Genomic DNA, 22,310 nt, shown 5'->3' with positions numbered 1-22,310 from the left:
CGCCAGCATACGAATATCGCCAGGAAGGAACCGGAAACTGCCGTGGGGTGGACCCCGGCCGGACTCTCGCTGGATACCGGGGTCCAGACGGCCCCCGTCAACGCAAAGGGGAGAGCGGGCTTTCCAGCGCACTCTCCCCATCCTGTCCTTTGGATAGCACGATCATGTTGCAGATGTCGAAGGAAAAAGTGTTGCAACACGTTGGACTCACTGCGCATTCAAGCGCGCAGCGATCTTGGTCAGCGCCAGCTGCCAGCGCCGCCAGGCCGTCGTGCGATCGCAACCCAGCTCACCGCTGATTTGCTTCCACGGCACGCGGGCCGCGCGCGACCAGACCAGCTTGCGCTCCGCCTCCTCGATCCAGAGCACCCAGTCGAAGGTCTGCTCGAGCCGGGTGATCGCGGCAGCCGAAGGCCACACGCGCATCGGCTGCGGCTCCATCGCCGCGATCTCGCGGCTGGTCCGCACGATGTCGGGCCAGGTGTTGAAGTAGCCCTTCGCCTTCACGGGCGGTAGCTTGCGCAGCGTGCGAAACGCCTCCTCGAAATGATCGGCGACGCAGTCGGCGGTCCATTCGCGATCAGCCATGGCGCGCCTCCCTGTCGGAGGGACGCGGGCCGTAGAGCTTCTCGCCGAGCTGGCGGACCAGTTCACGCTCGGGCCAGGTGAGGCGGTCGTCATCGGCGGAGACCGCGAGGACGCCCTGTTCCCGCCAGCCCTCGCGCTTGACCTGCTCGGGATCGCGGCGCCGACCGCCGTAGCCATGGGGGTGCCATCTCATGCGACACCTCCCTTCGTCTCGATCGCCCAGAGCAGGATGGCGATGGCGTCGGCTTCGTTGTCGTCGGCCGGGCTGAAGCCGCGGGCGCGGATGGCGGCGATCATCGCGGCCTTGTCGGCGTTGCCCTTGCCAGCGGCGTGACGCTTGATCGTGCCGACCGGGACGCCCTCATAGGGGATTCCGCGGAGTTCAGCCCATGCCGTGAGCGTGGCCATGAGCCCGCCATAGACATGGGCAGCGTCCGTTCCGACATGGTGGCGGACTTCCTCGAACCAGATCGCAGCGATGGGGCCTGATAGCCGGTCGACCTCGGTCAGCCAGTTGGTGAAGCGAAGATACCGCATACCGCCGCCGTCGAACCGCCCGAGGCGAAAGGACATCGTGCCAGAGGTGATCAGGCCGTCATGGCCACGCAAGGCCCAACCTGTCGTTGTCCCGAGGTCGAGGGCAAGGATGCAGGACGTGGAAAGGCGCCCCTGTTCGAGGTGCAGATCCGCAGTCTGGGTGGTCGGCGTCATGTTGAAGGCTCACCTGAAACGTGGGCCTTCGGCTTTGGTCATGGGCAGAGAATCATGACACGCGCACCCATTCAAGAAAAATGCGCCAGACGATGCTTCTGTCCCACCTGGTCTCGGGTTGTCCCACTTGCCGATCAAAGTGGGACGCCAGATTTTCCTTTCAAAACAAGGCGTGTCCCACCTGTCCCACTTGACCCACCTCTTTCCCTACGTCGCATGAGGAAGAATGAGGTCGGGGGGGGACACATGCGCTCCATATGGGAAAGAGAGAAGTTGGCGGTCCAAGTGGGACATGTGGGACAGGATTGATTTCAAATGGTTTTTTCTGTCCCACCTTGGGCTTGAAGTGGGACACGCCGCTAAGTGGGACAGCGACAAACGAAAAGGGGCACCCGGATGGATGCCCCTTCGATGCCTGACAGGGCCATTGCGATGTCAGCCGTGCTGCAACCGGCGGTAACGCCATTCGCGGGTCGGGGCCGCGCCGCTGCGGTATCGCTCCCAATCCCGCGACTTCAGCCAGGCCCCCACACGCATCTGGTCGCCCTTGGTCCATTTCGCGGGCTCGATGCCGAGCGCGCCTTCGAGGATTTCGCCCACCGACACATCGCGGATCGGCTCGGGACGTTCGAACTCTTCATCCTGCCAATCATCCCAGCCCGCGTGACCGCGATTGACGCTGCGGGTGTCGTGGGTCAGCCAGCGGTCGATACGGGCGTCCCAGGCATCGGCCTGATAGCGCGCCTCCTGCGCGGCGGCGGCTTCGGCAAGCAGCGCCGGATCGTCGATCCACCAAATCGCGCCTTCGCGGAAACGGTGGACGGCTTCGGCCCAGATCTGGTCCCGGTGGCGGGCCAGCGCTGCGATGTCGATGCTTCCACAGCGTAGCGGCCAGAAGCGGCGGTTGCCGGTTTCATCGCGTAGATAGGTGTCGGGGTTCACAGTGCCTGCGAACACGCACTGGCGGGGAACCTCGACGGTGTAGCGGCCATAGGGCGGCCGGAAGCGGTCGGTGGTGCGGGTCAGGAACGCCTTGATGCGCGAGACCTCGGCGCGGCCAATGGCGTCGAGTTCGGCGATTTCCACAATCCATACGCCCTGCATGTGAATGGCCGCGTCCTTGGACCCAAGCTCGGGCAACTCGTCGGTGAACCAATCCTCGCCCGCGAGCACCTTGATCGCAGTGGATTTGCGCGCGCCCTGCGGCCCTTCGAGGATCAGCATGTGGTCGGCCTTCACCCCGGGCCGGTAGATCCGGGCCACGGCCGAGATCAGCCAGAGCGCGCCGATGGTGTGATGGAAGGATGTCGGCGCTGCACCGAGGTAGGTGCTGGTCCAGGTCTCGATACGGGGCGTGCCGTCCCATTTCAGGGTGTCGAGCCAGTCGCGAACCGGATGGATGCGCAGGTCGCGGGCCACCGCGCCGACACCCCGGCTGACGACCATCGGGGCGACGTTGAGCCCGCGCAACTGCAGCCATTCGGCGGTGCGCACATCGTCTGCATCGTCCCAGGGGCGCGGAAAGCGAATGGCCGGGTCATCCCAGGGCAGCGGCTGGCGTACCACGATGGATTGGGCGAACTCGTCGAAGGCCAGGAGACCGGCAAAGACCGGATCCGAGGACAGGGCGATGATCACATTGGCCTCGTTGCGCTCGGGCGTGCCGGACAGATCCTGACACAGCCGCCCAAACCAGGCGGGACGCGCAATCCTGCCCTGCGGATCGCCCGTCGCATGCACGCGGCGGCGCAGTTCCGTCAATTGCTTGTCGAGGATGGACATGGAGATGCCGGTCGCAGTCTTGATCCGGGCAAGGATCTGGCGTTCGGGCAGCGGATCGAGCCGGGCAAGCGCAAGGCGGCCGAGAAGGCTGGAGAGCGCGGCGAGTTCGGGCGGGTTGGTCAGCGCCTCGGCGGCGGCAATCAGAACGTCCGGATCGCCAGGCGTCGGATCTGCTACTGTCGTCGATGCCTCAATACCGACCGGCTCGTCGGCCGAAATCTCCGGGCGATAGTCGGCCGCACGCGCCCCGCGCATCAGATCGTCGTTGAAATCATCGCCATGCAGCGGGAGCACGATCTGGTTCGGAATGTCGGCCCGGTTCAGCCGATCCGAAAGGGACGCGGCAGCCTGACGTCCGGCATCGCCAGCATCGGCGTAGATCGTGACCCGTGTCGTGCCCGCCGGCCACTGAAACCGCGCGAGACCATCGGCAGAGAGCGCCGCCCAGACGGCGGTGCCGAACAGGGCATGTGCTGCCAATGCCGTCTCGATGCCTTCAGCGATGCCAAGGTGGCCGTCCGCAGGCATGGCGAACAGGCGCACGGCCGCATCCGCTACCGATCCCAGCATCTTCTTCCCGGCCGGGCCCTTGGCGCAGCCGTCGTCGAGCAGGAAGGTCCGGTGAATACCCTGCGCGCGAGTGCCATCCACCAGGCGTGGCAATGTGATCAGCCCCGGCCAACCGCGTCGCGTGTCGAAATCCGGCAGGTCGGGGTGGAACAGCAGATCCGGGCATCCCGGATCGGCAAGGCCGCGGGTGCGGAGGTAGGTTTCGCCGGGGGTGCCAGCGATCGGCTGCGCGCCATCGACCAGCCGGGCAATCTCGCCGGTATGATCGGGCTTCGCGCGTGGCGCGTTTCGGGGCGCGGGATGATCCATCCCGGCAATCCGCGCCGCCTCGTCGAAGAGCGCGCCATCGCAGAGCCCCGTCGCCTGCGCGATGAGGTCGATCGGTCCGGCACTTTCGCCGGTGGCATAGTCGAAGCCCCAGCCCGCATAGGGCCCGTCAAGGTGGATGGTACACGACCCCTCCTTGCGCGGCGGGCGGCCGGACAGGTCGGCACAGCGCAAGGAACGACGGTCGCGCGCAAGCCGCGCCTCCGGAAAGATGCCGGGGAGCCAGTCGCCAGCTGTCGCCGCCAGCCGGTCCTTTACGGCCGCCAGATCGTGGCGTGCTTTCGGCGTGCCGACATCGTTAAGATCGATCATCGCGCCCCCTCAGGCCAGAAGGACGAGCCCGCGCTCAGCGCGGGTGATGGCGGTATAGAGCCAGCGGCGGCGGTCGATCTCGCTGCGGCCAAGCCCGTCCTCCCAGACGATCACGTTCTCCCACTGCGACCCTTGCGCCTTGTGGGCGGTGATCGCCCAGCCGAAAGTCGCCTCGGTCAGCTTGCGTTTTTCCCGCCAATCGCGGTCATGGCGCTTGGCGTCGTAGGAGACGTGATCCTCGAAATGCCCCTTGTAGATGCGCAGCCGCCCGGGGCGGCCGTCGCTATCGAAGGGGGAGACGCGGCGCCCGTCCTCGTCATGCACCACGGCCGAGAAATAGAGGCTGCCCTCGTCAACAATATCCTCGAGGGTCAGGAACATGCCGTTGATAAGCCCGAGCGAATTGTCGTTCTTGAGGCAGATGATCTTTTCCGCCGCGCCAGTGGGCAAATACGTCCCGCCAAGGCCAGCCGCCGCGCGCATCGCATTGTTGATCTGCAACCGTGTCGCATTCAGCCCGCAGATCAACTGCCCGCCACGCAGCGCCTGTTCCGGCGAAATGTCGCCCTTGCGCATCTTGGCGACATGGGTGTCGTAGGCGCCAAAACCGATGGGCTCGCCCATCCGCGCCATGGTGGCGAGACGGATGATGGCGCTCTCGGCCGCCTGGCGGTGGATCTCGGTCAGCATCACGTCGGGGGCGTCCCGGGTGAAGGCCCCTTCGCCCTTGATCGGCGGCAACTGACCCGGATCACCCAGCACGAGGATTGGTTTACCGAAACTCATCAGGTCGCGGGCCATCTCCTCGCCCACCATCGACACCTCGTCCAGAACGATCAGCCGCGCATCCGCGGCATCGCTCTGCGGGTTCAGGGCGAAACGGGGATGCTTCATCGCCGAAAGCGCCTGCCGCATGGCCTCGATCGCGGCCTCGGCCGTGGTGCGGTCAAAGCCGGTCAGCCGCCGCGCGGCAGTCTCGGCCTCGCGGACCTTCTGCGCTGCGGCTTCGATTTCCGCTTCCGTGGCCTCGATCACAGAATAGATCAGGCTGTGGATGGTGCGCGCAGGCGTGCCTTTGCGGGTCAGCACCAGCGCCGCCTTTCCGGTGAAGGTGGCGGTAACCACACCCGGCACGCAGGTGCCGTCCTTCGCGCCGCGGTGGGGCGACAGGCCAAGCTCATCGAGCGCGAACTTCAGCACCGTGCTCTTGCCCGATCCGGCATAGCCAAAGAGCCGGAACACCTGTTGCGTGTCCGTGCGGTTCTCGAACCAGTCGCGGACCTCGGCGATGGCGGCGGCTTGCGCTGCCGATGGGGTGAATTCCGTCATGCCTGTCGCGCCTCCACCGCATAGTCCTTCACCACCCCGCCGCGCGCGGGATCTCCCACTTCGCATTGGCGCACGAAGATGCGCCGACCGTCCGGCAACTGGCGCCAATGCCCTCGACGCAGATGCCAGCGCGGGCTGGCATGACTGCCGCCGAGCGGTTCGGATGCGGCGCGAAGCCGGGCCGGATCGATGGCGACCTGATGCCAGGTCCAGCCGCGCACGCCATCCCGCGCGAAGGGTGTGCGCCTGATCGGAGCGATCTGACGTTCGCGAACACTTGCGGCGGATGCGAGGATCGCGAGCCCACGCCAGACGATGGCGGCCGCCGCCTGACCGCTTTGTTCCGCCAGCCCTGCATCTCTAAGCGCCGGATTGGTGGCGAATTCCGCGATGCCGCCATCGGCGATCCGGACATGGGCATGGATATCGGTCCAGCGTCTGGGGCTGCGCCACCGGGCGAGCCAGACCGCCTCAATGCCGTCGTCGCGCTGCCAGGCATAGACGATCTGGCTGCGGATGGTCCGACTGCGGTCGGCCAACTCAAAAATCGTCTCGGGGTGTGGCAACCGTTGCGGACCGGCCACCAAGCGGCGGGCCAATGCATCGACGTCGTCGGAATCGAACTGCGCCTGATCGGCGAAGCGCCAGACCGGTGCAAACTCGAACCCTTCGAGCAGGTCCGGCAGCCAGAAGCGCGCGCGATGGGCGCGGATGATGCGCTTGAGATCATAGGCGTCGGGGATCATCGCTTGGGCTCCGCCCGTTCGCGGCTGAAACGCTCCCCGTTCGGCGGGGAAACGCGCCACTGGCGCCTTTCCTTCTCCGCCTCACCGTTTCCGGGACGCCGCTCACCCCAGCACCGCTCCGCCCATGCGCAGGGCGCGTGCCATTTGCCTCCGGCCATGCCACCCCGGCAGACGACGGCCGTAGGGTCGGTCGCCGCCCGGGGCAACCATTCGCCCGCCTCGGACGCCTGCACGACCGTGACCGCGCGGTCCGACATCTCCTGCGCCAAGCGGGCATCGAACGGCACCAGTTCCGTGTGCAATTCCATCGTGTCGCGGTTCAGCGCGGTGAACAGCGCCGGGTTGGGCAGGTCCATGTAGGCCTGATAGAGCGCGATCTGGGCGGCATAGACGGGGCGCGCGATGCTGACGCCGCGCTTGACCACATCCTTGCAGCTGGAGGCCCCGAGCGCCTTGTTCTCCCAGAGCGCGGGATAATCCATGGCCACGGGGCCGGAGACGAAGCAGCCGTCGATATGGCCCTTGAACCGGCCCGCCATGGCCTCGAAGCCGAACTGGCGACCATCGGGGCGTTCGGTGCGCAGATCGAACCCGGCAATCCGGAACCAGCCCGCGACAATGTCCTCGGCCCGGTGTCCAGCCTCGAAGATCCGCAGGATGCGCGGCTCGAACTCCTGGCCCTCGTCCTTGGGGACAGCGAGATAGTCGAACTGGATCTGGCGCAGGCAGTCGCGCCCGAGCCCAGAGGAACTGACATAGGTGCGGGGGCGCTCGGCGCGATTGCGCGCCGTCAGCGCGGCATCAATGGCGGCCGATACGGCGGTGGCGATCGGTGGACGCGGCGCATCCTGGCCATAGAGGCAACCAGAGCCATGGTTCAGGTCGATCATTGGTCGCGCTCCCAGAACCCGCCAGCCTGCGCGATGCAGGTCAGCTTGTGATGCTGGGCCTCGGTCAGCCGGGCGCGCGCGCCGAATGTTTCAAGCTTCTGGCGCAGGCTCTCGCAGAACTCGACCTCGAAGTGGGTGATGGCATTTGCCGTCGCGGCGGCGAGAAGGTCGGTCCAGGGGGCGGCCTCATTGTTCAGATCGATCATGGCGGCCTCCTCAGAACGGAATCGGATCGTCAAGGGCCGTGCCGGTGCGCTCCTTGCGCGCGCCTTGCGCCAACATGCTGTCGACATAGCCGGTGACGGCCGCCTCGATCAGCCGGTCGATATCCGCGGCCGTGCGATGGAAGAAAGGCTCCATGAGCCCGAGGTCGGTCAGCGCTTCGGCAAAGAGCGCCCGCGCGTCGCGGATCGCCTGTGCCTCGCGGGCGGTCTTGTCGATCATACCATTCATCCTTTGGGCGATTGCGCTGCCCACGTCCTGACAGCGGAGCGAGCAGAAGCGGTGATAGGGATAGCGGTCGCGCTGGAGGCGGTGGACGTAGCCGAAGCCGCGGGCCTCCCGCGCGCAGACGGCGCAGAGCGCTACCCCAGCAGGAAATTCGCGATCGGATCCTCGGGCGGCCATCCAGCCCGCTGGAGCTTCTCGGACTGCATCACGATCCAGCGCGAGATCGCGTTGCTTGCCATGGCCTCGAGGTCGCTGAGGGTGAGGCTTGCGATGGGATGGTGCAGTCTTCCTCGGGCCTCGAGCCATGTTCCGATCTCCAGCGCGGCGGCGCGCGTCACATGCGCCTGCCATTCGTCGGGGGTCATGGGCCGGTCTGCCGGCCCATCCCCTTCGGGCTCGGCGGCAGGCGACCCAACGGAACCACCCGGCCGCCGCTTCCGCCGCACCTCAGCCATTGAGCCACGCGGGCATCGCCCGGGTGCCTGGTGCTGCGGGTGCCGGTGTTTGGGGCGTGGCAGCCGCTGCGGGTGCGGTCTGTGCGCCCCAGGTCGGAGCGGCCGTCGCAGTGGGCTGCGCTGCCGCGCCCCATGCCGGAGTCGGCGCCTGCCAGCCCGGCGCCGCGACGCTCGCGGCCTTGCGCGGCGGGGCGTTGACAGGTTCCGGCGGGACGGTTTCACCACGCATGACGGCGGCATGCTGCGGCTCGTCGGGCAGAACGACGTTGGCGATGCGGTTCTGGTCGCGATACTGCGGGTTCGAGGCGGGCTCCACCATGATGCGGGCGGCAAAGACGATGCCGTCGAGATGCTTGAGGCCGGGCAGCACCCGCTTTGCCTTGGTCGCCGGGGTTTCGTCGCGGGGATCGAGACCGAGGGCGCTGTCGACCATGGCGCGAAACGTGGATTTCGAGATCTTCCAGCCGATGGACTGGCCTTTCTCGTCCAGCTTGCCGCCCGCCACGGTGAAGCTCTGCCAGAACTTGCGGCGGGCATGCGGGCCCTCGACAACCGTGAATTCGCAGTCGAGCATGCGCGCATCGCTGGACTGCGAGGCCTTCAGCAGCCCCGCATCCATCGGGGTCGCGCCATTCACGCCGCCGGGGCGGATGATCAGGCGGACCTTGGCGAAGGTGCCGTCGGGGATCAGTTCGCCGATGGGGGCCATCTGCGGCTGGGCGTCGTTCAGATCGTAGCTCATGACAGGTCCTTTCAGGGATCAGGAGGCAAAAGCGGGTTCATGCGAGGCGCGACCGTCGATCCGGGCGAGCAGCGCGCCGAGGTCGGGCGGTTCGGTCAGGTCGAGACGGCCGGAGCGGTCCTTGGCAGGAAGGCCCCAGGGATTGCCGGACTTGCAGACAAGGCGGCGGTCGGTGGCGGTCTCGTCCAGCACCCAGCCGCCTTCGGCATCGCGGGCGAAAAGCTGCATCGAAACCACTTGGTCCACGATGCCGGGCAATTCCCGCCCGGCCTTGCTGCCTTCCATCTGCGGCTGCCAGGTGACGGTGCCGAAATCGTCGGTCACCTTTTCCAGCACGCCGACGAAGATCACGGTCTTGCCGCGTGCATGCTGGAGGTGCTTCAGCGCCTGGATCACCTCACGCCCAAGAAGCCCGTAGGCACCGCGGACATCCGGCTTGCCGGTCCGGTCCGAGAAGGCCTCGGGCTGCTGGCGGGCATAGGCCATCGCCTGCCGGGTCAGATCGGTGATCGAGTCGACAAAGACGATGCGGCGCGCTGCGAGGAAGGCTTCGATGTCGCTGTCGCGGTGCTGGGCCTGCAGCCAGGCATGCCGTTCGGTCCCATACCAGGACTGAGGATGCTGCGCGGGGTCTGGCCCGCCGATCAGCACCGCCAGATCGCGGAAGTCGGTGAAGCTGCGCACCGGGATCGAGGCGCCGCGCCAGTCCTGCACCGATTTCATGCCAGCCTCGAGGTCGAGGCAGACGGTTTCCTCGGCAGGGAGGGATTTCAGCAGCGTGGTCTTGCCCACGCCGGGCGGGCCGAAGATGGCGAGCGAGGTCTTGTTCTCGGCTGCCGAGAGGCGTTCGTCGGCGGTGATGATGCGGAAGGCCATGGGGTTCTCCGAAGGATTGAAAGGGGCGCGGCGGCGGGGGTGACCGGGTGCCGAAGGGGAACCTGCCCGGCGTTGCCGCTCGGGCGTCCCGCCGCCGCGCGTCACCGGTCTCGGGTCTCGAGCCGGAACACGGGTTTGCCGGTGGTCTCGGACCGGGCGGCTGCGAAGCCTTCGCGCATGGCGTCGGGCCAGGCCCCGAAGCGGCGTTCGGGCACGCGATAGGCGATCTCGAGATACTGGGTCGGATCGTCGCCGGCCTCTCGGATCCGGGTTGCCATGGTGGCCAGCCGGTCCTGATCCCAGGTGACCTTCTTCGGTAGGTCCGCGATGACCACGACGCCCGCATCCTCGATCCGGACCGTGCCCGAGGTCTTGCCCTGCGCAGACCGCTCGGCCTCGGTCGCGGCGCCATATCGCTGCGCCAGTGCAGCCTCGAAACGGTCCTTCAGGCGCTTGACCCGGGCGCTCTCGGCCGCTGCTTCGTCCTGCAGCGCAAGAAGCAGCGCAGCGGGCATGTCGGCGATCTCGCCAATGGACAGCCGATCGAGGTCGTCGAACGTTGGCACGTTGTCGAGGCGGGCCTCTGTCGGCGCGTCGGTGCTGGGGAACGGCATGGCCATCAGCGCCCCTCCCGCTTCAGGGCCGTATCCACGGCGCGGTCCGTGCCGACAGCCCCGGCTTCACGCGCCAGACGGTGGAGCTTTTCCAGCGCCGAGGATCGCTGGATGGCCGCGGACAGTTCGGCATTCGCGGCGACGATCGCGATGGCGATATCGTCGACACTCGCGGTCTCGACGGGCAGCGGATCGGTGGCATCGCCGGGACGCCAGGCGGCGGGGATCACCTCCGGCAGATCCTCAAGGCTGCGGAAGGCCTTGCGCAGGCGCGCAAGCAGGCCGTTGGTCTCGGTCATGTCGTGGTCTCCGATGAGGGATGCGGCCGAGCTTCCGGCCAGAAGAAAGTAAAGGGACGGCGGCAGCCGATCCCCGATCCAGGCAAGCGTGGCGCGCATCAGGCGGCCTCCTCTGTCGCGATGAGTTGGGAAAACGGGATCGGCGCATGGCGCGGCTTGGTCCGCGCGATGGCCAGATAGGCGAAGCGGTCGGGGCCGACCCGGACCTGCACCAGATGCACCAGCGCGGCCTCGAAGGCGCGGTGGGCAGCACTGGCCAGCGCCCCGAGCCTGCGGCGTTCCGGTTCCGGCAAGGTGGAAATCACCGCCGTGGTATCGATCCCGAGAAACCCGCGATGATACTCAAGCCGGTCGCCCGGCATGGCCTGGCCGATCCAGGCGCAGAACTCGATGTCGGTGAGCGGCCGGGCCTTTGCGGGCGTAAATTCGGTAAGCGGCATGACGATCATCTCCATGTCGGTCCTCTACTCACGCCGCTTTCGAACCGTCCCACTCGGTCCCGAACCCGCGCATGGCGAGGTCGAGCCGCAGGCGGGCGATGTGGCGGTAGAGGGCGGAGCGGGAGGTGCCGGTGCGTTCGACGATCTCCGCGACAGCGCAGGTGCCAAGCGTCGCACAAAGCCCGCGGGTCTCCTCGGGCAGGCCGCCCAGCACCCGGGCGAGATCGTGGTGGGTCTCGGCGTCGTCCGTGGCAGCGCGGTCCTGCCCATGCCAGGCGGCCAGACCATCGGCTTCCGCCAGCAGGCAACCCAAGGGCTCGGTCGCGCCGGAAACGGGGGCGTCGAGCGAAAGCACCGTGCCGCCCTGCATCCTGCGCTGGCGATGATGGCGGATGGCGATGCGCGAGGACTGGTTGCGCAGGACGATGTTGGCGAAAGCGCCGATGCTGCCACGGCGCGCATCGAAGCCGGGCAGCCGGCAGATCAGGTCGACCAGAAGGTCCTGACGGAGATCGTCGAGATCGGCGGCAGGCAGCATCAGCTTGCGATGCAGGCGGCGCGCGGCAATGGCTGCCTCGTCGATCAGTGTGGCAAGGTCGTCGGGGGAAATCGGCGGAAACATTCGGGAGCACCTCGGAACATGTTGCTGTTGTTCCGAATGTGCCGTTCAGCGCGCTGCCGCCGGTGTGATTGCCGTGTGTTTGTTATGTGCGGATTGTGTGTGGCGGCCTCAGGGTTCGATGACCACTTCGGCAGGGTCGAGACCGAGCCGATAGCCGCGAGCATGTACCGTCGCGACCAACGCCTTTGCTTGGTCGCTGGTCAGCCCACAACCGACCAGCGCCTTACGAAGGTCTCGGATGATCTGGTTGGGCGGCCGGCCGGTCTGCGTCTCGATCTCCTGATTTTTCAGGACTGGATCACGCTTGACGGATTGCTCGATCAGCAGCCGAAACAGCGCGAACATCTGAGTCGGCAGGTCGAGCCGACGGCCGTCGAGAGTGACCGATTGCGCCGAAAGCGTCATGACAAGGCGCGGCACTGAAGATGGCGGATCGAGGACGAGGCGTTCCGTGCCATCCGACCCTGCCTTGAAAACCGTCGCAATTTCGCGGGGCTCGATCCCAACCTCCCGCAGCCTGACGGCGATTGTCGCGGAAAGGTCGTGGACGATTGCCATGATCGGCTTCGGCCCCACGGCCGCCTTGATTTCCATCACCGCGCCCGGCGCAACCAGATTGTCGGCATCGAATGACAGGACCACGGTATGGCCGGACGGGGTGTCCCCCAATAGCCAGAGGCCGTCCGCAACGCGGGCGACCGCGCCGCCAAGATTCCCGCTGGCCGCAATCCGGGCCACGAGCCGGTCGACGTCGACCGAAAAGCGGCGCAGATCGTCTTTCTGCAGGATCACGTCTTCGGCCTGATCGTGCGGGCAGTAGGCCCGGAACGCATCACCCGACTGTTCGACGGGGCGCGCATCAAGCCCGCAATCGCACTCCGCGCAGACCGACCAGGTATCGGCCTTCCGTTCCTCGATCAGCACCTGCGCCCGCAAGAGGCGCTCTATATCGCTTGCGGGAAAGCGGCTCAGCCCCCGGCCCGAGATTGAGACCCGGGCGCCCCCTTCACTCAGCCGCTTCCACAACCATGTCAGCATCGCGGTCCTTCTCGAGCCCATTGCGCTGAACCAGCGTGTGGATCGCCTTTTCGAACCGCGTCCGGCGGAAGGCGAGTGTCCCCGGCGGCTTCAGCCGCACCGTGACCTGTGCCGGCCGCTTTGCGCCGGTTTCGAAGGCGACCCGGAAGGTGATCTCGCCCAACCGCCAGCCCCGGCCGAACCGCACCTCGCTGCCCCGGAAATGGGTCAGCGCGCCGCCGGACGCGTCCTTCGATTCCCAGCTGCGCACATGACGCCAGCGCTGATCCTCTTCATCCCGCTCGAAGAGGTCAGCGGCGGCGGCAACGATCCGAACCTCCTTGATGGTCTCGTCATAGCGATGCTGGAACGCAAAATCGGGCCCGGCATCGCTGATCGGATCGAGCGTATAAAGATCGCGGGCGTCCCGCCCCGAGAAGAACCCCGGCCGCCTCAGGATATGCCGGGCGAAAAGCTCGGCGATCTCGCCTTGCTGCGCCTTGACGACGCCGCCCACGAACAGGCGCCCTTCCACCGGGGAGTACCGCAGCACCGCATATTTGACCGCACGAAGGGTGATGATCTCTTCGCGATCCCCGGTGACCACCGGCGTTGTGGTGACTTGCGCGCCGTGGCTGATCACCAGGTTGATTTCCCCGTCTTCCTCATAGGGCCCAAGGCGGCAATATTGACCCTGCAGGTCCTGCGAAAACAGATTGATTACCGCTGCCTTGAAAGCCTCGGTCATTTCTTCGGTCAGGTCCGCACCCACGTCCCGCTCTGGCCCGCGGAACTCTGCAGGCGATGTCGGCGCACGCAGCGCATGAAAGTCGGCTGCAGCCTCGAAAACGCGGTGATGCAGCAGGTAGGTGTGAAGCGCGACGTGTTTGGGATCATGGCGCATGGGCGCTGCCTCGGCGTCGTCAGGGTCGGGCTCGGGATAGAGAACCACGCCACGACGACGGGCTTCGTTCAGAATAAGCTGCATGTCCTCGCTGGTTCCAAGCTCGGCAACGCGATGCAAATCGGCGACCATTCCGGCGTTCCAGCCTGCAACGGTTCCTTCGAAATGCGCCGCCAGAGCCGCCCGAATGGTTGAGGCCTCTCCCTCGAATGACACAGGCAGTTCATCCTCGCCGAAGTGCCGAACGAACAAAGTCCGCATCAGGGCCGGATCAATGGTTTTGAGAAACTTCGGATTAACAAATTTCTTGAGATCGGAACCCACGGGAATACCTCGCAAACGGCCGGCCTGTTCTGATTATGTTCTACCTGACGGATCAACCATGAGTCGAGTCCGGCCTTTTGTGTTACCGCCATTTTTCCCTGCGGGACGTTTTTCGGATCGGCTGAGTAGAGGCAGGGCAAGCCAACACGGACTTGCTCGCATGAAACGCCCCAATCCACTGCCGCCCGACCAGATGACCGCCGCCGAGCGTCGCACCGAGTTGTGCGGTCTGCTCGCCCTCGGGCTGGTGCGGCTGATGCAGCGAGCGCGGAGCGAACCTTCTGACGATGCTGGAGAAATTTGCCTACACTATCCGGCTGACCGATGCCGTCATGCAACCCAGAACCCTACGGAGACCGCATGACGACTCATGACCCCATCCCCGCGCGCTTGGCGGCGCTGAAGACCACGACGACGCCCGACCTGAAAAAGCAGTGGCGCGAGTTGTTCGACAGCGAACCGCCGCCCTTCAACCGGCGCTACCTCGAATCCCGCCTGGCTTACCGCATCCAGGAACTCGCCTATGGCGGGCTGAAACCGGAGACCATCCGGCGGCTGGAACGGCTGGGCGAAGAACTGGACGGCGGTGACAAGAAGAAGCGCGGAATTCGCCTTGACCGCGATCGCCCCATCACCGGCACGCGGCTGCTGCGCGAATGGCAGGGCGTCGAATACATCGTCACCGTCACCGCCGATGGCTTCGAGTGGCAGGGTCGGCCGTACAAGTCGTTGTCCGCCATCGCGCGGGCCATCACCGGCACGCGCTGGAACGGCTGGGTGTTCTTCGGGCTCAAGAACCACAGCGGGCGGAGATGATGAAGCCGCCCGAAAAAACGAATCTCGTCCGCAAGCTGCGCTGCGCGGTCTACACCCGGAAATCCTCCGAGGAAGGGCTGGAGCAGGAGTTCAACAGCCTCCACGCTCAGCGCGAGGCCTGCGAGGCCTACATCGCCAGCCAGCGGTCGGAAGGCTGGGTGCTGGTCCGCGATCAATATGACGACGGCGGCATCTCCGGCGGCACGCTGGAACGGCCCGGTCTTCAGCGGCTGGTCGAAGACATCGAGGACGGGCTGGTCGACGTGGTGGTGGTCTACAAGATCGACCGCCTCAGCCGCTCGCTGGCCGACTTCGCCAAGCTGGTCGAGGTGTTCGACCGAAACGGTGTGACCTTCGTCTCCGTCACGCAGTCGTTCAACACGACCACGTCCATGGGGCGGCTGACGCTGAACATCCTGCTTTCCTTCGCCCAGTTCGAGCGCGAGGTGACGGCCGAGCGCATCCGCGACAAGGTCGCCGCCAGTCGGAGGAAGGGCATGTGGATGGGTGGGGTGCCGCCCTTTGGCTACCGGGTGGAAAACCGGAAGCTGGTGGTTGATGACGAAGCCGCCGAGCACGTGCGCTGGATCTTCGCCCGCTTCCTCGAGATCGGGTCCTGCACGGAACTGGCGCGGGAGGTCGGCGCGCGCGGCATCCGTACCTCGCGCGGCAACCGGATCGGCAAGAAGTACCTCTACCGGATGCTTTCGAACCGCGCCTATCTCGGCGAGGCGGTCCACAAGGGCGAAAGCTACCCCGGCGAGCATGACGCCATCATCGACCGTGAGACCTGGGTCCGCGTGCACGCCATCCTGCAGGAGAGCCCCCGTAAGCGCGCCGCGCGCACCCGCGCCGACACGCCCGCGCTGCTCAAAGGGCTGCTGTTCGGGCCCGACGGCGCCGCCTTCTCGCCGACCCACACGCGGAAGGGCGGGCGGCTTTACCGCTATTATGTCAGCCAGACCGTGCTGAAGCACGGGGCGGGGTCGTGTCCCATCGGCCGCGTACCTGCGGGCGAGATCGAGGCGGCCGCAATCGACCAGCTCCGCGCCGTGTTCCGGCAGCCCGAGATCATCGCGGGCACGTGGAAGGCAGCACGCGCCGACGCCAACATCACCGAGGCCGACGCCCGCGAGGCGCTGACCCAGCTCGATCCTCTGTGGGACGAACTGTTCCCCGCCGAGCAGGCGCGCATCGTGGCGCTGCTGGTCGAGCGCGTCGATATCGGCACGAACGGGCTCAACTTCCGGCTCCGGATGGACGGCCTCAGCGGCCTCGCGCGCGAGATGCTGGCTGGCGGCATCGAGGCGGCCGCATGAACCGCGGAGCGACGATCCCCGACACGGTGACGCTGCATGTCCCATTCCGCGTCGTCAAGCGCGGCGGGCGAAAGGAGATGCAGATGCCCGAGGGTGCCACGCAGCCGCGCCGGACGGACAACGCGCTGGTCAAGGCGCTGGCCCGCGCATTCCGCTGGAAGGGCATACTGGAGTCGGGCGAGTTCGCCACGATCTCGGAGGTGGCAGAACGGGAGGGCATCGCGCCCTCATACATGACCCGCGTCCTGCGCCTGACCCTGCTCGCGCCCGACATCGTCGAGGCGATCCTGGACGGGACCCAAGGGCCGGAGGTGACGCTGGCACGGCTTATGCAGGGAGTTCCGGTGATCTGGTCCGACCAGCATGATAATTTCGGCTAGCTAGCGGCTTAGGCCGTGTTGACAAAAGGGATTCACAGGACGTGCTGAACGTGATTCAAGCTGGTATCTGCGATGGAGACCAGCTTGGCACGAGACCTGATGTCTGACGAGGAATGGGCGTTTCACGAACGCTTCATTCTGGCCGTCCGCGCACCGAACGGGCGCAAACCCATGAACCATCGTCTTGTTCTGGATGGGATTTTCTGGATAGCCCGCACAGGTTCGCCGTGGCGTGACCTGCCGGAAGAGTTCGGCAAGTGGTCGTCGGTCTACCGCCAGTTCCGGCGCTGGACCCTGGCCGGGCTGTGGGAAGGGATACTGGAGGCCCTGAACGAGAGCGGGGTGGTTCCAGCGGCCTTGCAGATGATCGACAGCACCGTGGTCCGCGCCCATCATCAGGCAGCGGGCGCTAAAGGGGGACTCCGCGACAGGGTTTTGGCCGTTCGCGAGGTGGCTTCACGACAAAGATCCACCTCCGCGTCAATGGCGCAGGCCTGCCCATGAGGTCGGACATCACGCCGGGCCAGACATCGGACTATCTGGGCTTTGACCTCATCATGGACGACAACCTGCCAGAGCCCTCCGTCCTGCTGGCGGATCGCGGCTATGACTCTGACAGGGTTCGAGAAACCATGGAGGCGCGCAACGTCGTGCCGGTGATCCCGATGCGAAAGTCCCGCAAGCTGCGCGTGGCCGTGGACCGAACCCTTTACCGGCTGCGCAACCTCGTCGAGCGCTGCTTCAACAAGCTCAAGAATGCCCGCCGCGTCGCCACCCGCTACGACAAAACCGCAGAGAGCTTCCTGGGCTTCATCGACATCACCTCGATCCGCATCTGGCTCCGCCATTTGTCAACATGACCTAAAGGGCTGAATACATCTTTCCGTTCGATTTGTTGCTGGATTTCGGATATCATGTGATCTCTGATTTGTGCATTGCCCCCTATAGGTGGCTATCCCGAGGATCGGACTATGTCACAAAGGCGAAAGGATACGCAGCGCCAGACGCGTGATCGGCTGATCGCCGCAGCGCATACGTCGATTGTCGAAGAGGGCGTTGCCGCGATGTCGATCCGCAACATCTGCGCCGCCGCAGGCCACTCGCAGGGGGCTTTTTACTCGAATTTCGCCAGCAAGGATGATCTACTGGTTGAGATTCTACAGAGCCATATCCAGGATGAGGTAACGCTGCTTCGGGGTCTCGTCGCGCAATGCGATCGCGATGACTGTGAAGCCACGCTCCAGTTACTCGCCACCCGGCTCGCAAAGCTTGCCGGCGAATCACATTGGTCGCTGCTCTCGATTGAGTTGCAACTTCACGCACGGCGCGATCCGGCTTTCGCGGAACGACATCGCGTTGGCAAGGCGGCCTGCTATCAGATGTTCGGCCAACTCGTGACCGATTTGACGCAACGCTTTGCACTGCGGCCCGCTCTGCCTGCGGAGCAAACCGGCATCGGCCTCTATGCCCTCTGGATGGGCCTGGCCGTCCAGGGCGATATCAGGGGCGCTATCTCTCGCGACGCGATGCTGGTCGGCTTTTTCCGCGCGATGGCAGGGCTCGATGCCCCCCATAAAGACCGAGCGTCTTCACCAGTGGGAGTGCGTCAGGGCGCCGATGTGTCGGCCAAGCCGGCCCGCGCGCCGCATGAATTGGCAGCCCCGTTTCTTTGTCACGATGCCGAGCGGAAGGAGAACGAGTGACCGATATAAAGAAAGTAGTTGTGCTTGGAACCGGCGTGCTAGGCAGCCAGATCGTGTTCCAGACAGCCTATAGCGGCTTCGATGTCGTCGCCTACGACATCAGCGAGGAAGCACTCGCCCAGGCCGGTTTGCGCTTCACCTCTCTCGTGGAGACCTATGGCAAGGAGGTACCGGGCGCGGCCGGCGGCAAGGCGAGCGGTGTCCTGAAGCGCATCACCCGGTCCTCCGATCTCTGCGCCGCCGTCGCGGATGCCGATCTGGTGATCGAGGCGGTGCCGGAGGTTTTGTCGATCAAGCAAGCGCTTTACGAGAAATTGGCCGAGCTTGCGCCAGAGAAGACGATCTTCGCCACCAATAGCTCGACCCTGCTCCCGAGCGATCTGAAAGCCTTTACCGGCCGACCGGACCGGTTCCTGGCGTTGCATTTCGCCAACAGCATCTGGAAGCTCAATACCGCAGAGGTGATGGGGACGGGCGACACTGATCCGGCCGTGTTCGATACCGTGATGGTGTTCGCCTCCGCCATCGGCATGGTTCCGATCCCGGTCCGGAAGGAGAAGGCGGGCTATGTCCTCAACTCCCTGCTGGTGCCGTTGCTGATCGCTGCCGCAGATCTTGCCGCGGCGGCTACGCCGATCCGCATGACGTCGACAAGGTGTGGCGGATCGCGACGGGTGCGCCGATGGGACCATTTCAGATCTACGACATCATCGGGCTCGCCACGCCCTACAACATCCTCTCCCATGGCGATGAACACGCGCAGGCGCTCGCCGCCTGGCTTAAGGAAAACTACATCGACAAGGGCAAGCTGGGCATCGCCTCAGGCGAGGGTTTCTACAGCTACAAGCCCGCTAATTGATCCGACCACAAGAACAAGAGGAGTTCGCCATGCACTATAGCAGCGGAAACTATGAAGCCTTCGTCCGCCCCCGCAAGCCCGAGAGTGCCGACAGGAAAACCGCCTGGTTCGTCGGCTCGGGACTGGCCGGGCTGGCCGGTGCGGCGTTCTTGATCCGCGACGGCGGCGTGGCAGGCGATCGCATCACAATCCTCGAAGAACTGGACATTCCGGGCGGCGCGCTCGACGGCCTCGACGTGCCTGACAAGGGCTTTGTCATTCGCGGCGGCCGCGAGATGGAAGAGCATTTCGAGTGCCTGTGGGATCTATACCGCTCGATCCCGTCGTTGGAAATCGAGGATGCCAGTGTCCTCGACGAGTTTTATCGGCTCAACAAGGACGATCCGAATTTCTCACTTCAGCGCACGACCCAGAACCAAGGCCAGGATGTGCCGGACAAGCATCTTCTGACGCTGAATGACCGGGCGCAGAAGGACCTGATCTCGGTCTTCCTGGCGTCCCGCGAGGAGATGGAGAACAAGCGGATCAACGAGGTCTTCAGCGACGATTTCCTGAAGAGCAATTTCTGGCTCTACTGGCGCACCATGTTCGCCTTCGAGGAATGGCATTCGGCGCTGGAGATGAAGCTCTACATCCACCGCTTCATCCATCACATTGCCCATCTGGCGGATTTCTCCTCGCTCAAGTTCAACCGCTACAACCAGTATGAATCGATGGTTCTGCCGCTGGTGAAGTGGCTGACCGATCACGGCGTCAAGTTCCGCTACGGCGTCGAGGTGACGGATGTCGATTTCGATATCCAGGAGGGCCGCAAGCAGGCGACCCGCATCCATTGGATCGAGAAGGGCGCGGAAGGCGGCGTCGATCTCGGCGCGGACGATCTCGTCTTCATCACCATCGGCTCGCTCACCGAGAATTCCGACAATGGCGACCATCACACGCCGGCAAAGCTGAAGGACGGGCCGGCGCCCGCCTGGGATCTGTGGCGGCGCATCGCAGCCAAGGACCCGGCCTTCGGGCGTCCCGACGTGTTCGGCGCGCATATCCCGGAGACCAAATGGGCGTCGGCGTCGATCACGGCCACCGATCCCCGCATTGCGGAGTATGTCGAAAAGATCACCAAGCGTAACCCGTTCACTGGCAAGATCGTCTCCGCCGGCATTGTCACGGTGAAGGATTCCGCATGGTTGTTGAGTTGGACGGTGCATCGCCAGCCCCATTTCAAGAAACAGCCCAAGGACCAGATGATCGCCTGGTTCTACGCCCTCTTCGTGGACAAGCCTGGTGACTATGTGAAGAAGCCGATGCAGGAGTGCACCGGCGAGGAAATCACGCAGGAGTGGCTCTATCACCTTGGCGTGCCGGTCGAGGAGATCCCGGAACTGGCCGCCAAGGGCGCCAGCACCGTTCCTACCATGATGCCATACATCACCGCCTTCTTCATGCCGCGGCAGGCCGGCGACCGGCCGGACGTGGTGCCGGACGGTGCCGTCAACTTCGCCTTCATCGGCCAGTTCGCCGAATCCAAGCAGCGCGATTGCATCTTCACTACCGAATATTCGGTGCGCACGCCGATGGAGGCCGTCTACACGCTGATGGATGTCGAGCGCGGCGTGCCGGAGGTGTTCAACTCGACCTACGACATCCGCACCCTGCTCGCCGCCATCACGCCGCTCAGGGATGGCAAGGGCATCGACGTTCCCGGGCCCGCCTTCCTGCGCAAGCTGCTGATGAAGAAGCTCGAAGGCACCGAGATCGCGAAATTGCTCGAAGAGTACGATCTGATCGAAGATTGAAGACAGACCAATAGTGAGCTACCCCCCGAAAATCGGACAGTGACGGAAGCTACGATCTGAAGTCTGCTGGTCTCCAAGAACGAGGAGAACAGAGATGTCGAGACGCAGGAACCACGATGCGGCGTTCAAGGCGCGTGTGGCGCTGGAAGCCGTGAAGGGGGAGCGCACAGTGTCAGAGCTGGCCGCCGAATATGGCGTGCATCCGACGATGATCCATCAATGGAAACGGTCGCTTCTGGAGGGTGCCGCAGGGATCTTCGAGCGGGGCGGCAAGGCTGCGGCAGCGGCCGAGGTTGCCGAAGAAACTGTCCGTGACCTGCACGCCAAGATCGGAGAGCTGGCCGTCGCCAACGATTTTTTGTCACGAAAGCTCAAGCCCTGGATCGGCAAGTGAGGCGCGGAATGGTTGAGAAGAACCACCCAAGCCTGTCGGTCGGGGCGCAGTGCCGCCTGCTATCGATCTCGCGGTCGTCGTTCTATTACGCGCCGCAGGGCGAGACGGCGATGAACCTCGACCTCATGCTGTTGATCGACAAGCAGTTCCTGGATACACCCTTCTACGGCGTGCGGCAGATGACGTGGCACCTGCAGAACGAGGGGCATGGTGTGAACCAGAAACGCATCCGGCGGCTGATGCGGCTCATGCGCCTGATGCCGATCTACCAGAGGCCCAACACCAGCAAGCCGAGAAAAGGCCACAAGACCTATCCCTATCTGTTGGGCGGGCTGCGGGTGGATCGGCCCGGTCAGGTCTGGTGCGCAGATATCACCTATTTGCCGATGCGGCGGGGCTTTCTGTATCTGGTGGCGATCATGGACTGGTTCACCCGCAAGGTGCTGGCCTGGCGGATATCGAACACGCTGGAGGCCGACTTCTGCGTCGAGGCGCTGAACGAGGCCATCCATCGCTTCGGCGCGCCCGGGATCATGAACACGGATCAGGGCTCACAGTTCACGTCCTTCGCCTGGACTGATCGGCTGAAGCGCATTGGCACTCGGATCTCGATGGACGGCAAGGGGCGCTGCATCGACAACGTCTTCATCGAGCGTCTGTGGCGATCCCTGAAGTATGAATGCGTCTACCTGCACGCCTGGGAAACGGGATCGCAGGCCAAGGTTGGTATTGGGCACTGGATCAACTTCTACAACCATCGACGACCCCACACTGCCCATGGCGGGCAGCCGCCCGCCGTGGTCTACTTCAACAGCAGCGAAACCGATCAGCAGGCACAGGCAGTAGCTTAAATCAGCCGGAAAGCTGTCCAAGGATCGGGGAGTAGCTCAGCCCTGAAGCAGTTCGCGCTGCCTACGGGGAAGGACAAGCGAACAGCAGGCGCATGACAGGCACTCAACGACGGGTGATCAAGAACATGGAAAGTGGGCGCCTCATCGGCTTGGACCAGTGGCTTCGCAATCTCTCAGGGCAATAGGCGAACGGC

The 22,310-nt window shown here is 64.9% G+C and carries 26 protein-coding genes; 8 read left to right on the top strand and 18 right to left on the bottom strand.

Annotated features, from left to right (window positions below; translation table 11 throughout):
• Positions 1 to 207: 207 nt before the first annotated feature.
• The 18 genes from PXD02_RS10170 to PXD02_RS10085 all read right to left on the bottom strand — a co-directional run bounded on the left by PXD02_RS10170 (position 208) and on the right by PXD02_RS10085 (position 13,998).
• Complete coding sequence (locus tag PXD02_RS10170; protein ID WP_069308361.1) at positions 208 to 588, bottom strand: DUF6362 family protein; 381 nt, start codon at positions 586 to 588, stop codon at positions 208 to 210.
• The gene (locus PXD02_RS10165) at positions 581 to 781 is read right to left on the bottom strand and encodes a hypothetical protein (protein ID WP_071796301.1); all 201 of its coding nucleotides are present in this window, start codon (positions 779 to 781) and stop codon (positions 581 to 583) included. The genes PXD02_RS10170 and PXD02_RS10165 overlap by 8 nt, the downstream gene beginning before the upstream one ends.
• Positions 778 to 1,299 carry a hypothetical protein gene (locus PXD02_RS10160; RefSeq protein WP_275103783.1) on the bottom strand — a complete coding sequence of 174 codons (522 nt, stop codon included), beginning with the start codon at positions 1,297 to 1,299 and terminating at the stop codon, positions 778 to 780. Before PXD02_RS10160 ends, PXD02_RS10165 begins: the two co-directional genes overlap by 4 nt.
• 435 nt (positions 1,300 to 1,734) lie before the next feature.
• Entirely contained in the window at positions 1,735 to 4,290 is a 2,556-nt protein-coding gene (locus tag PXD02_RS10155) for a VapE domain-containing protein (RefSeq protein WP_275103782.1), read from the bottom strand.
• Positions 4,291 to 4,299: 9 nt separating this feature from the next.
• A complete protein-coding gene (locus tag PXD02_RS10150) occupies positions 4,300 to 5,619 on the bottom strand; it encodes an ATP-dependent DNA helicase (protein ID WP_275103781.1) in 1,320 nt (439 codons plus the stop codon).
• Entirely contained in the window at positions 5,616 to 6,365 is a 750-nt protein-coding gene (locus PXD02_RS10145; RefSeq protein WP_275103780.1) for a hypothetical protein, read from the bottom strand. The genes PXD02_RS10150 and PXD02_RS10145 overlap by 4 nt, the downstream gene beginning before the upstream one ends.
• Positions 6,362 to 7,255, bottom strand: a complete 894-nt coding sequence (locus PXD02_RS10140; RefSeq protein WP_275103779.1) for a hypothetical protein — start codon at positions 7,253 to 7,255, stop codon at positions 6,362 to 6,364. The genes PXD02_RS10145 and PXD02_RS10140 overlap by 4 nt, the downstream gene beginning before the upstream one ends.
• Positions 7,252 to 7,461, bottom strand: coding sequence for a hypothetical protein (locus tag PXD02_RS10135; RefSeq protein ID WP_275103778.1), 210 nt, complete (start codon positions 7,459 to 7,461; stop codon positions 7,252 to 7,254). Before PXD02_RS10135 ends, PXD02_RS10140 begins: the two co-directional genes overlap by 4 nt.
• Positions 7,462 to 7,471: 10 nt before the next feature.
• Positions 7,472 to 7,699: a DUF6511 domain-containing protein gene (locus tag PXD02_RS10130; protein WP_275103777.1), complete on the bottom strand. Its 228-nt coding sequence runs from the start codon at positions 7,697 to 7,699 to the stop codon at positions 7,472 to 7,474.
• Between the two features lie 140 nt (positions 7,700 to 7,839).
• The gene (locus tag PXD02_RS10125) at positions 7,840 to 8,070 is read right to left on the bottom strand and encodes a hypothetical protein (protein ID WP_275103776.1); all 231 of its coding nucleotides are present in this window, start codon (positions 8,068 to 8,070) and stop codon (positions 7,840 to 7,842) included.
• A gap of 82 nt (positions 8,071 to 8,152) precedes the next feature.
• Positions 8,153 to 8,902, bottom strand: coding sequence for a hypothetical protein (locus tag PXD02_RS10120; protein ID WP_275103775.1), 750 nt, complete (start codon positions 8,900 to 8,902; stop codon positions 8,153 to 8,155).
• A gap of 18 nt (positions 8,903 to 8,920) precedes the next feature.
• A complete protein-coding gene (locus tag PXD02_RS10115; RefSeq protein WP_275103774.1) occupies positions 8,921 to 9,778 on the bottom strand; it encodes an ATP-binding protein in 858 nt (285 codons plus the stop codon).
• A 101-nt stretch (positions 9,779 to 9,879) separates the two neighbouring features.
• Positions 9,880 to 10,398: a hypothetical protein gene (locus PXD02_RS10110; RefSeq protein ID WP_275103773.1), complete on the bottom strand. Its 519-nt coding sequence runs from the start codon at positions 10,396 to 10,398 to the stop codon at positions 9,880 to 9,882.
• Positions 10,398 to 10,790 (bottom strand): hypothetical protein, encoded by a 393-nt coding sequence (locus PXD02_RS10105; RefSeq protein WP_275103772.1) that lies wholly within the window; start codon positions 10,788 to 10,790, stop codon positions 10,398 to 10,400. The genes PXD02_RS10110 and PXD02_RS10105 overlap by 1 nt, the downstream gene beginning before the upstream one ends.
• Positions 10,790 to 11,146 carry a hypothetical protein gene (locus PXD02_RS10100; RefSeq protein WP_083947703.1) on the bottom strand — a complete coding sequence of 119 codons (357 nt, stop codon included), beginning with the start codon at positions 11,144 to 11,146 and terminating at the stop codon, positions 10,790 to 10,792. The genes PXD02_RS10105 and PXD02_RS10100 overlap by 1 nt, the downstream gene beginning before the upstream one ends.
• Positions 11,147 to 11,159: 13 nt before the next feature.
• Positions 11,160 to 11,753, bottom strand: coding sequence for a sigma factor (locus PXD02_RS10095; RefSeq protein ID WP_119001046.1), 594 nt, complete (start codon positions 11,751 to 11,753; stop codon positions 11,160 to 11,162).
• A gap of 108 nt (positions 11,754 to 11,861) precedes the next feature.
• Complete coding sequence (locus tag PXD02_RS10090) at positions 11,862 to 12,791, bottom strand: winged helix-turn-helix domain-containing protein (RefSeq protein WP_275103771.1); 930 nt, start codon at positions 12,789 to 12,791, stop codon at positions 11,862 to 11,864.
• Positions 12,760 to 13,998: a hypothetical protein gene (locus PXD02_RS10085; RefSeq protein WP_275103770.1), complete on the bottom strand. Its 1,239-nt coding sequence runs from the start codon at positions 13,996 to 13,998 to the stop codon at positions 12,760 to 12,762. Before PXD02_RS10085 ends, PXD02_RS10090 begins: the two co-directional genes overlap by 32 nt.
• Positions 13,999 to 14,358: 360 nt before the next feature.
• On the opposite strand from PXD02_RS10085, the gene PXD02_RS10080 reads away from it, so the two are divergent.
• The 8 genes from PXD02_RS10080 (at position 14,359) to PXD02_RS10040 (ending at position 22,116) form a co-directional block, all read left to right on the top strand.
• Positions 14,359 to 14,814, top strand: coding sequence for a DUF2924 domain-containing protein (locus PXD02_RS10080; protein ID WP_275103769.1), 456 nt, complete (start codon positions 14,359 to 14,361; stop codon positions 14,812 to 14,814).
• A complete protein-coding gene (locus PXD02_RS10075; RefSeq protein ID WP_275103768.1) occupies positions 14,811 to 16,133 on the top strand; it encodes a recombinase family protein in 1,323 nt (440 codons plus the stop codon). The genes PXD02_RS10080 and PXD02_RS10075 overlap by 4 nt, the downstream gene beginning before the upstream one ends.
• Positions 16,130 to 16,513: a hypothetical protein gene (locus tag PXD02_RS10070; RefSeq protein ID WP_275103767.1), complete on the top strand. Its 384-nt coding sequence runs from the start codon at positions 16,130 to 16,132 to the stop codon at positions 16,511 to 16,513. The genes PXD02_RS10075 and PXD02_RS10070 overlap by 4 nt, the downstream gene beginning before the upstream one ends.
• A 72-nt stretch (positions 16,514 to 16,585) precedes the next feature.
• Positions 16,586 to 17,373 (top strand): IS5 family transposase gene (locus PXD02_RS10065; protein ID WP_275103592.1). Its coding sequence is split into 2 segments (ribosomal slippage): positions 16,586 to 16,925 and positions 16,925 to 17,373, totalling 789 coding nucleotides; the frame shifts between segments, so codons are not numbered across the junction.
• A gap of 111 nt (positions 17,374 to 17,484) precedes the next feature.
• Positions 17,485 to 18,216, top strand: coding sequence for a TetR/AcrR family transcriptional regulator (locus PXD02_RS10060; protein WP_275103766.1), 732 nt, complete (start codon positions 17,485 to 17,487; stop codon positions 18,214 to 18,216).
• Entirely contained in the window at positions 18,213 to 19,115 is a 903-nt protein-coding gene (locus tag PXD02_RS16880; protein ID WP_473092013.1) for a 3-hydroxyacyl-CoA dehydrogenase NAD-binding domain-containing protein, read from the top strand. The genes PXD02_RS10060 and PXD02_RS16880 overlap by 4 nt, the downstream gene beginning before the upstream one ends.
• A complete protein-coding gene (locus PXD02_RS10045) occupies positions 19,105 to 20,871 on the top strand; it encodes an oleate hydratase (protein ID WP_275103765.1) in 1,767 nt (588 codons plus the stop codon). The genes PXD02_RS16880 and PXD02_RS10045 overlap by 11 nt, the downstream gene beginning before the upstream one ends.
• Positions 20,872 to 20,965: 94 nt before the next feature.
• Positions 20,966 to 22,116 (top strand): IS3 family transposase gene (locus PXD02_RS10040; RefSeq protein WP_473092012.1). Its coding sequence is split into 2 segments (ribosomal slippage): positions 20,966 to 21,218 and positions 21,218 to 22,116, totalling 1,152 coding nucleotides; the frame shifts between segments, so codons are not numbered across the junction.
• Positions 22,117 to 22,310: the final 194 nt, after the last annotated feature.

It is taken from the genome of Paracoccus sp. S3-43, assembly GCF_029027965.1.
Lineage (GTDB): Bacteria > Pseudomonadota > Alphaproteobacteria > Rhodobacterales > Rhodobacteraceae > Paracoccus.
The sequence above is the reverse complement of the archived record's forward strand: the minus strand, read 5'-3'. Positions and strand labels throughout refer to the sequence as shown.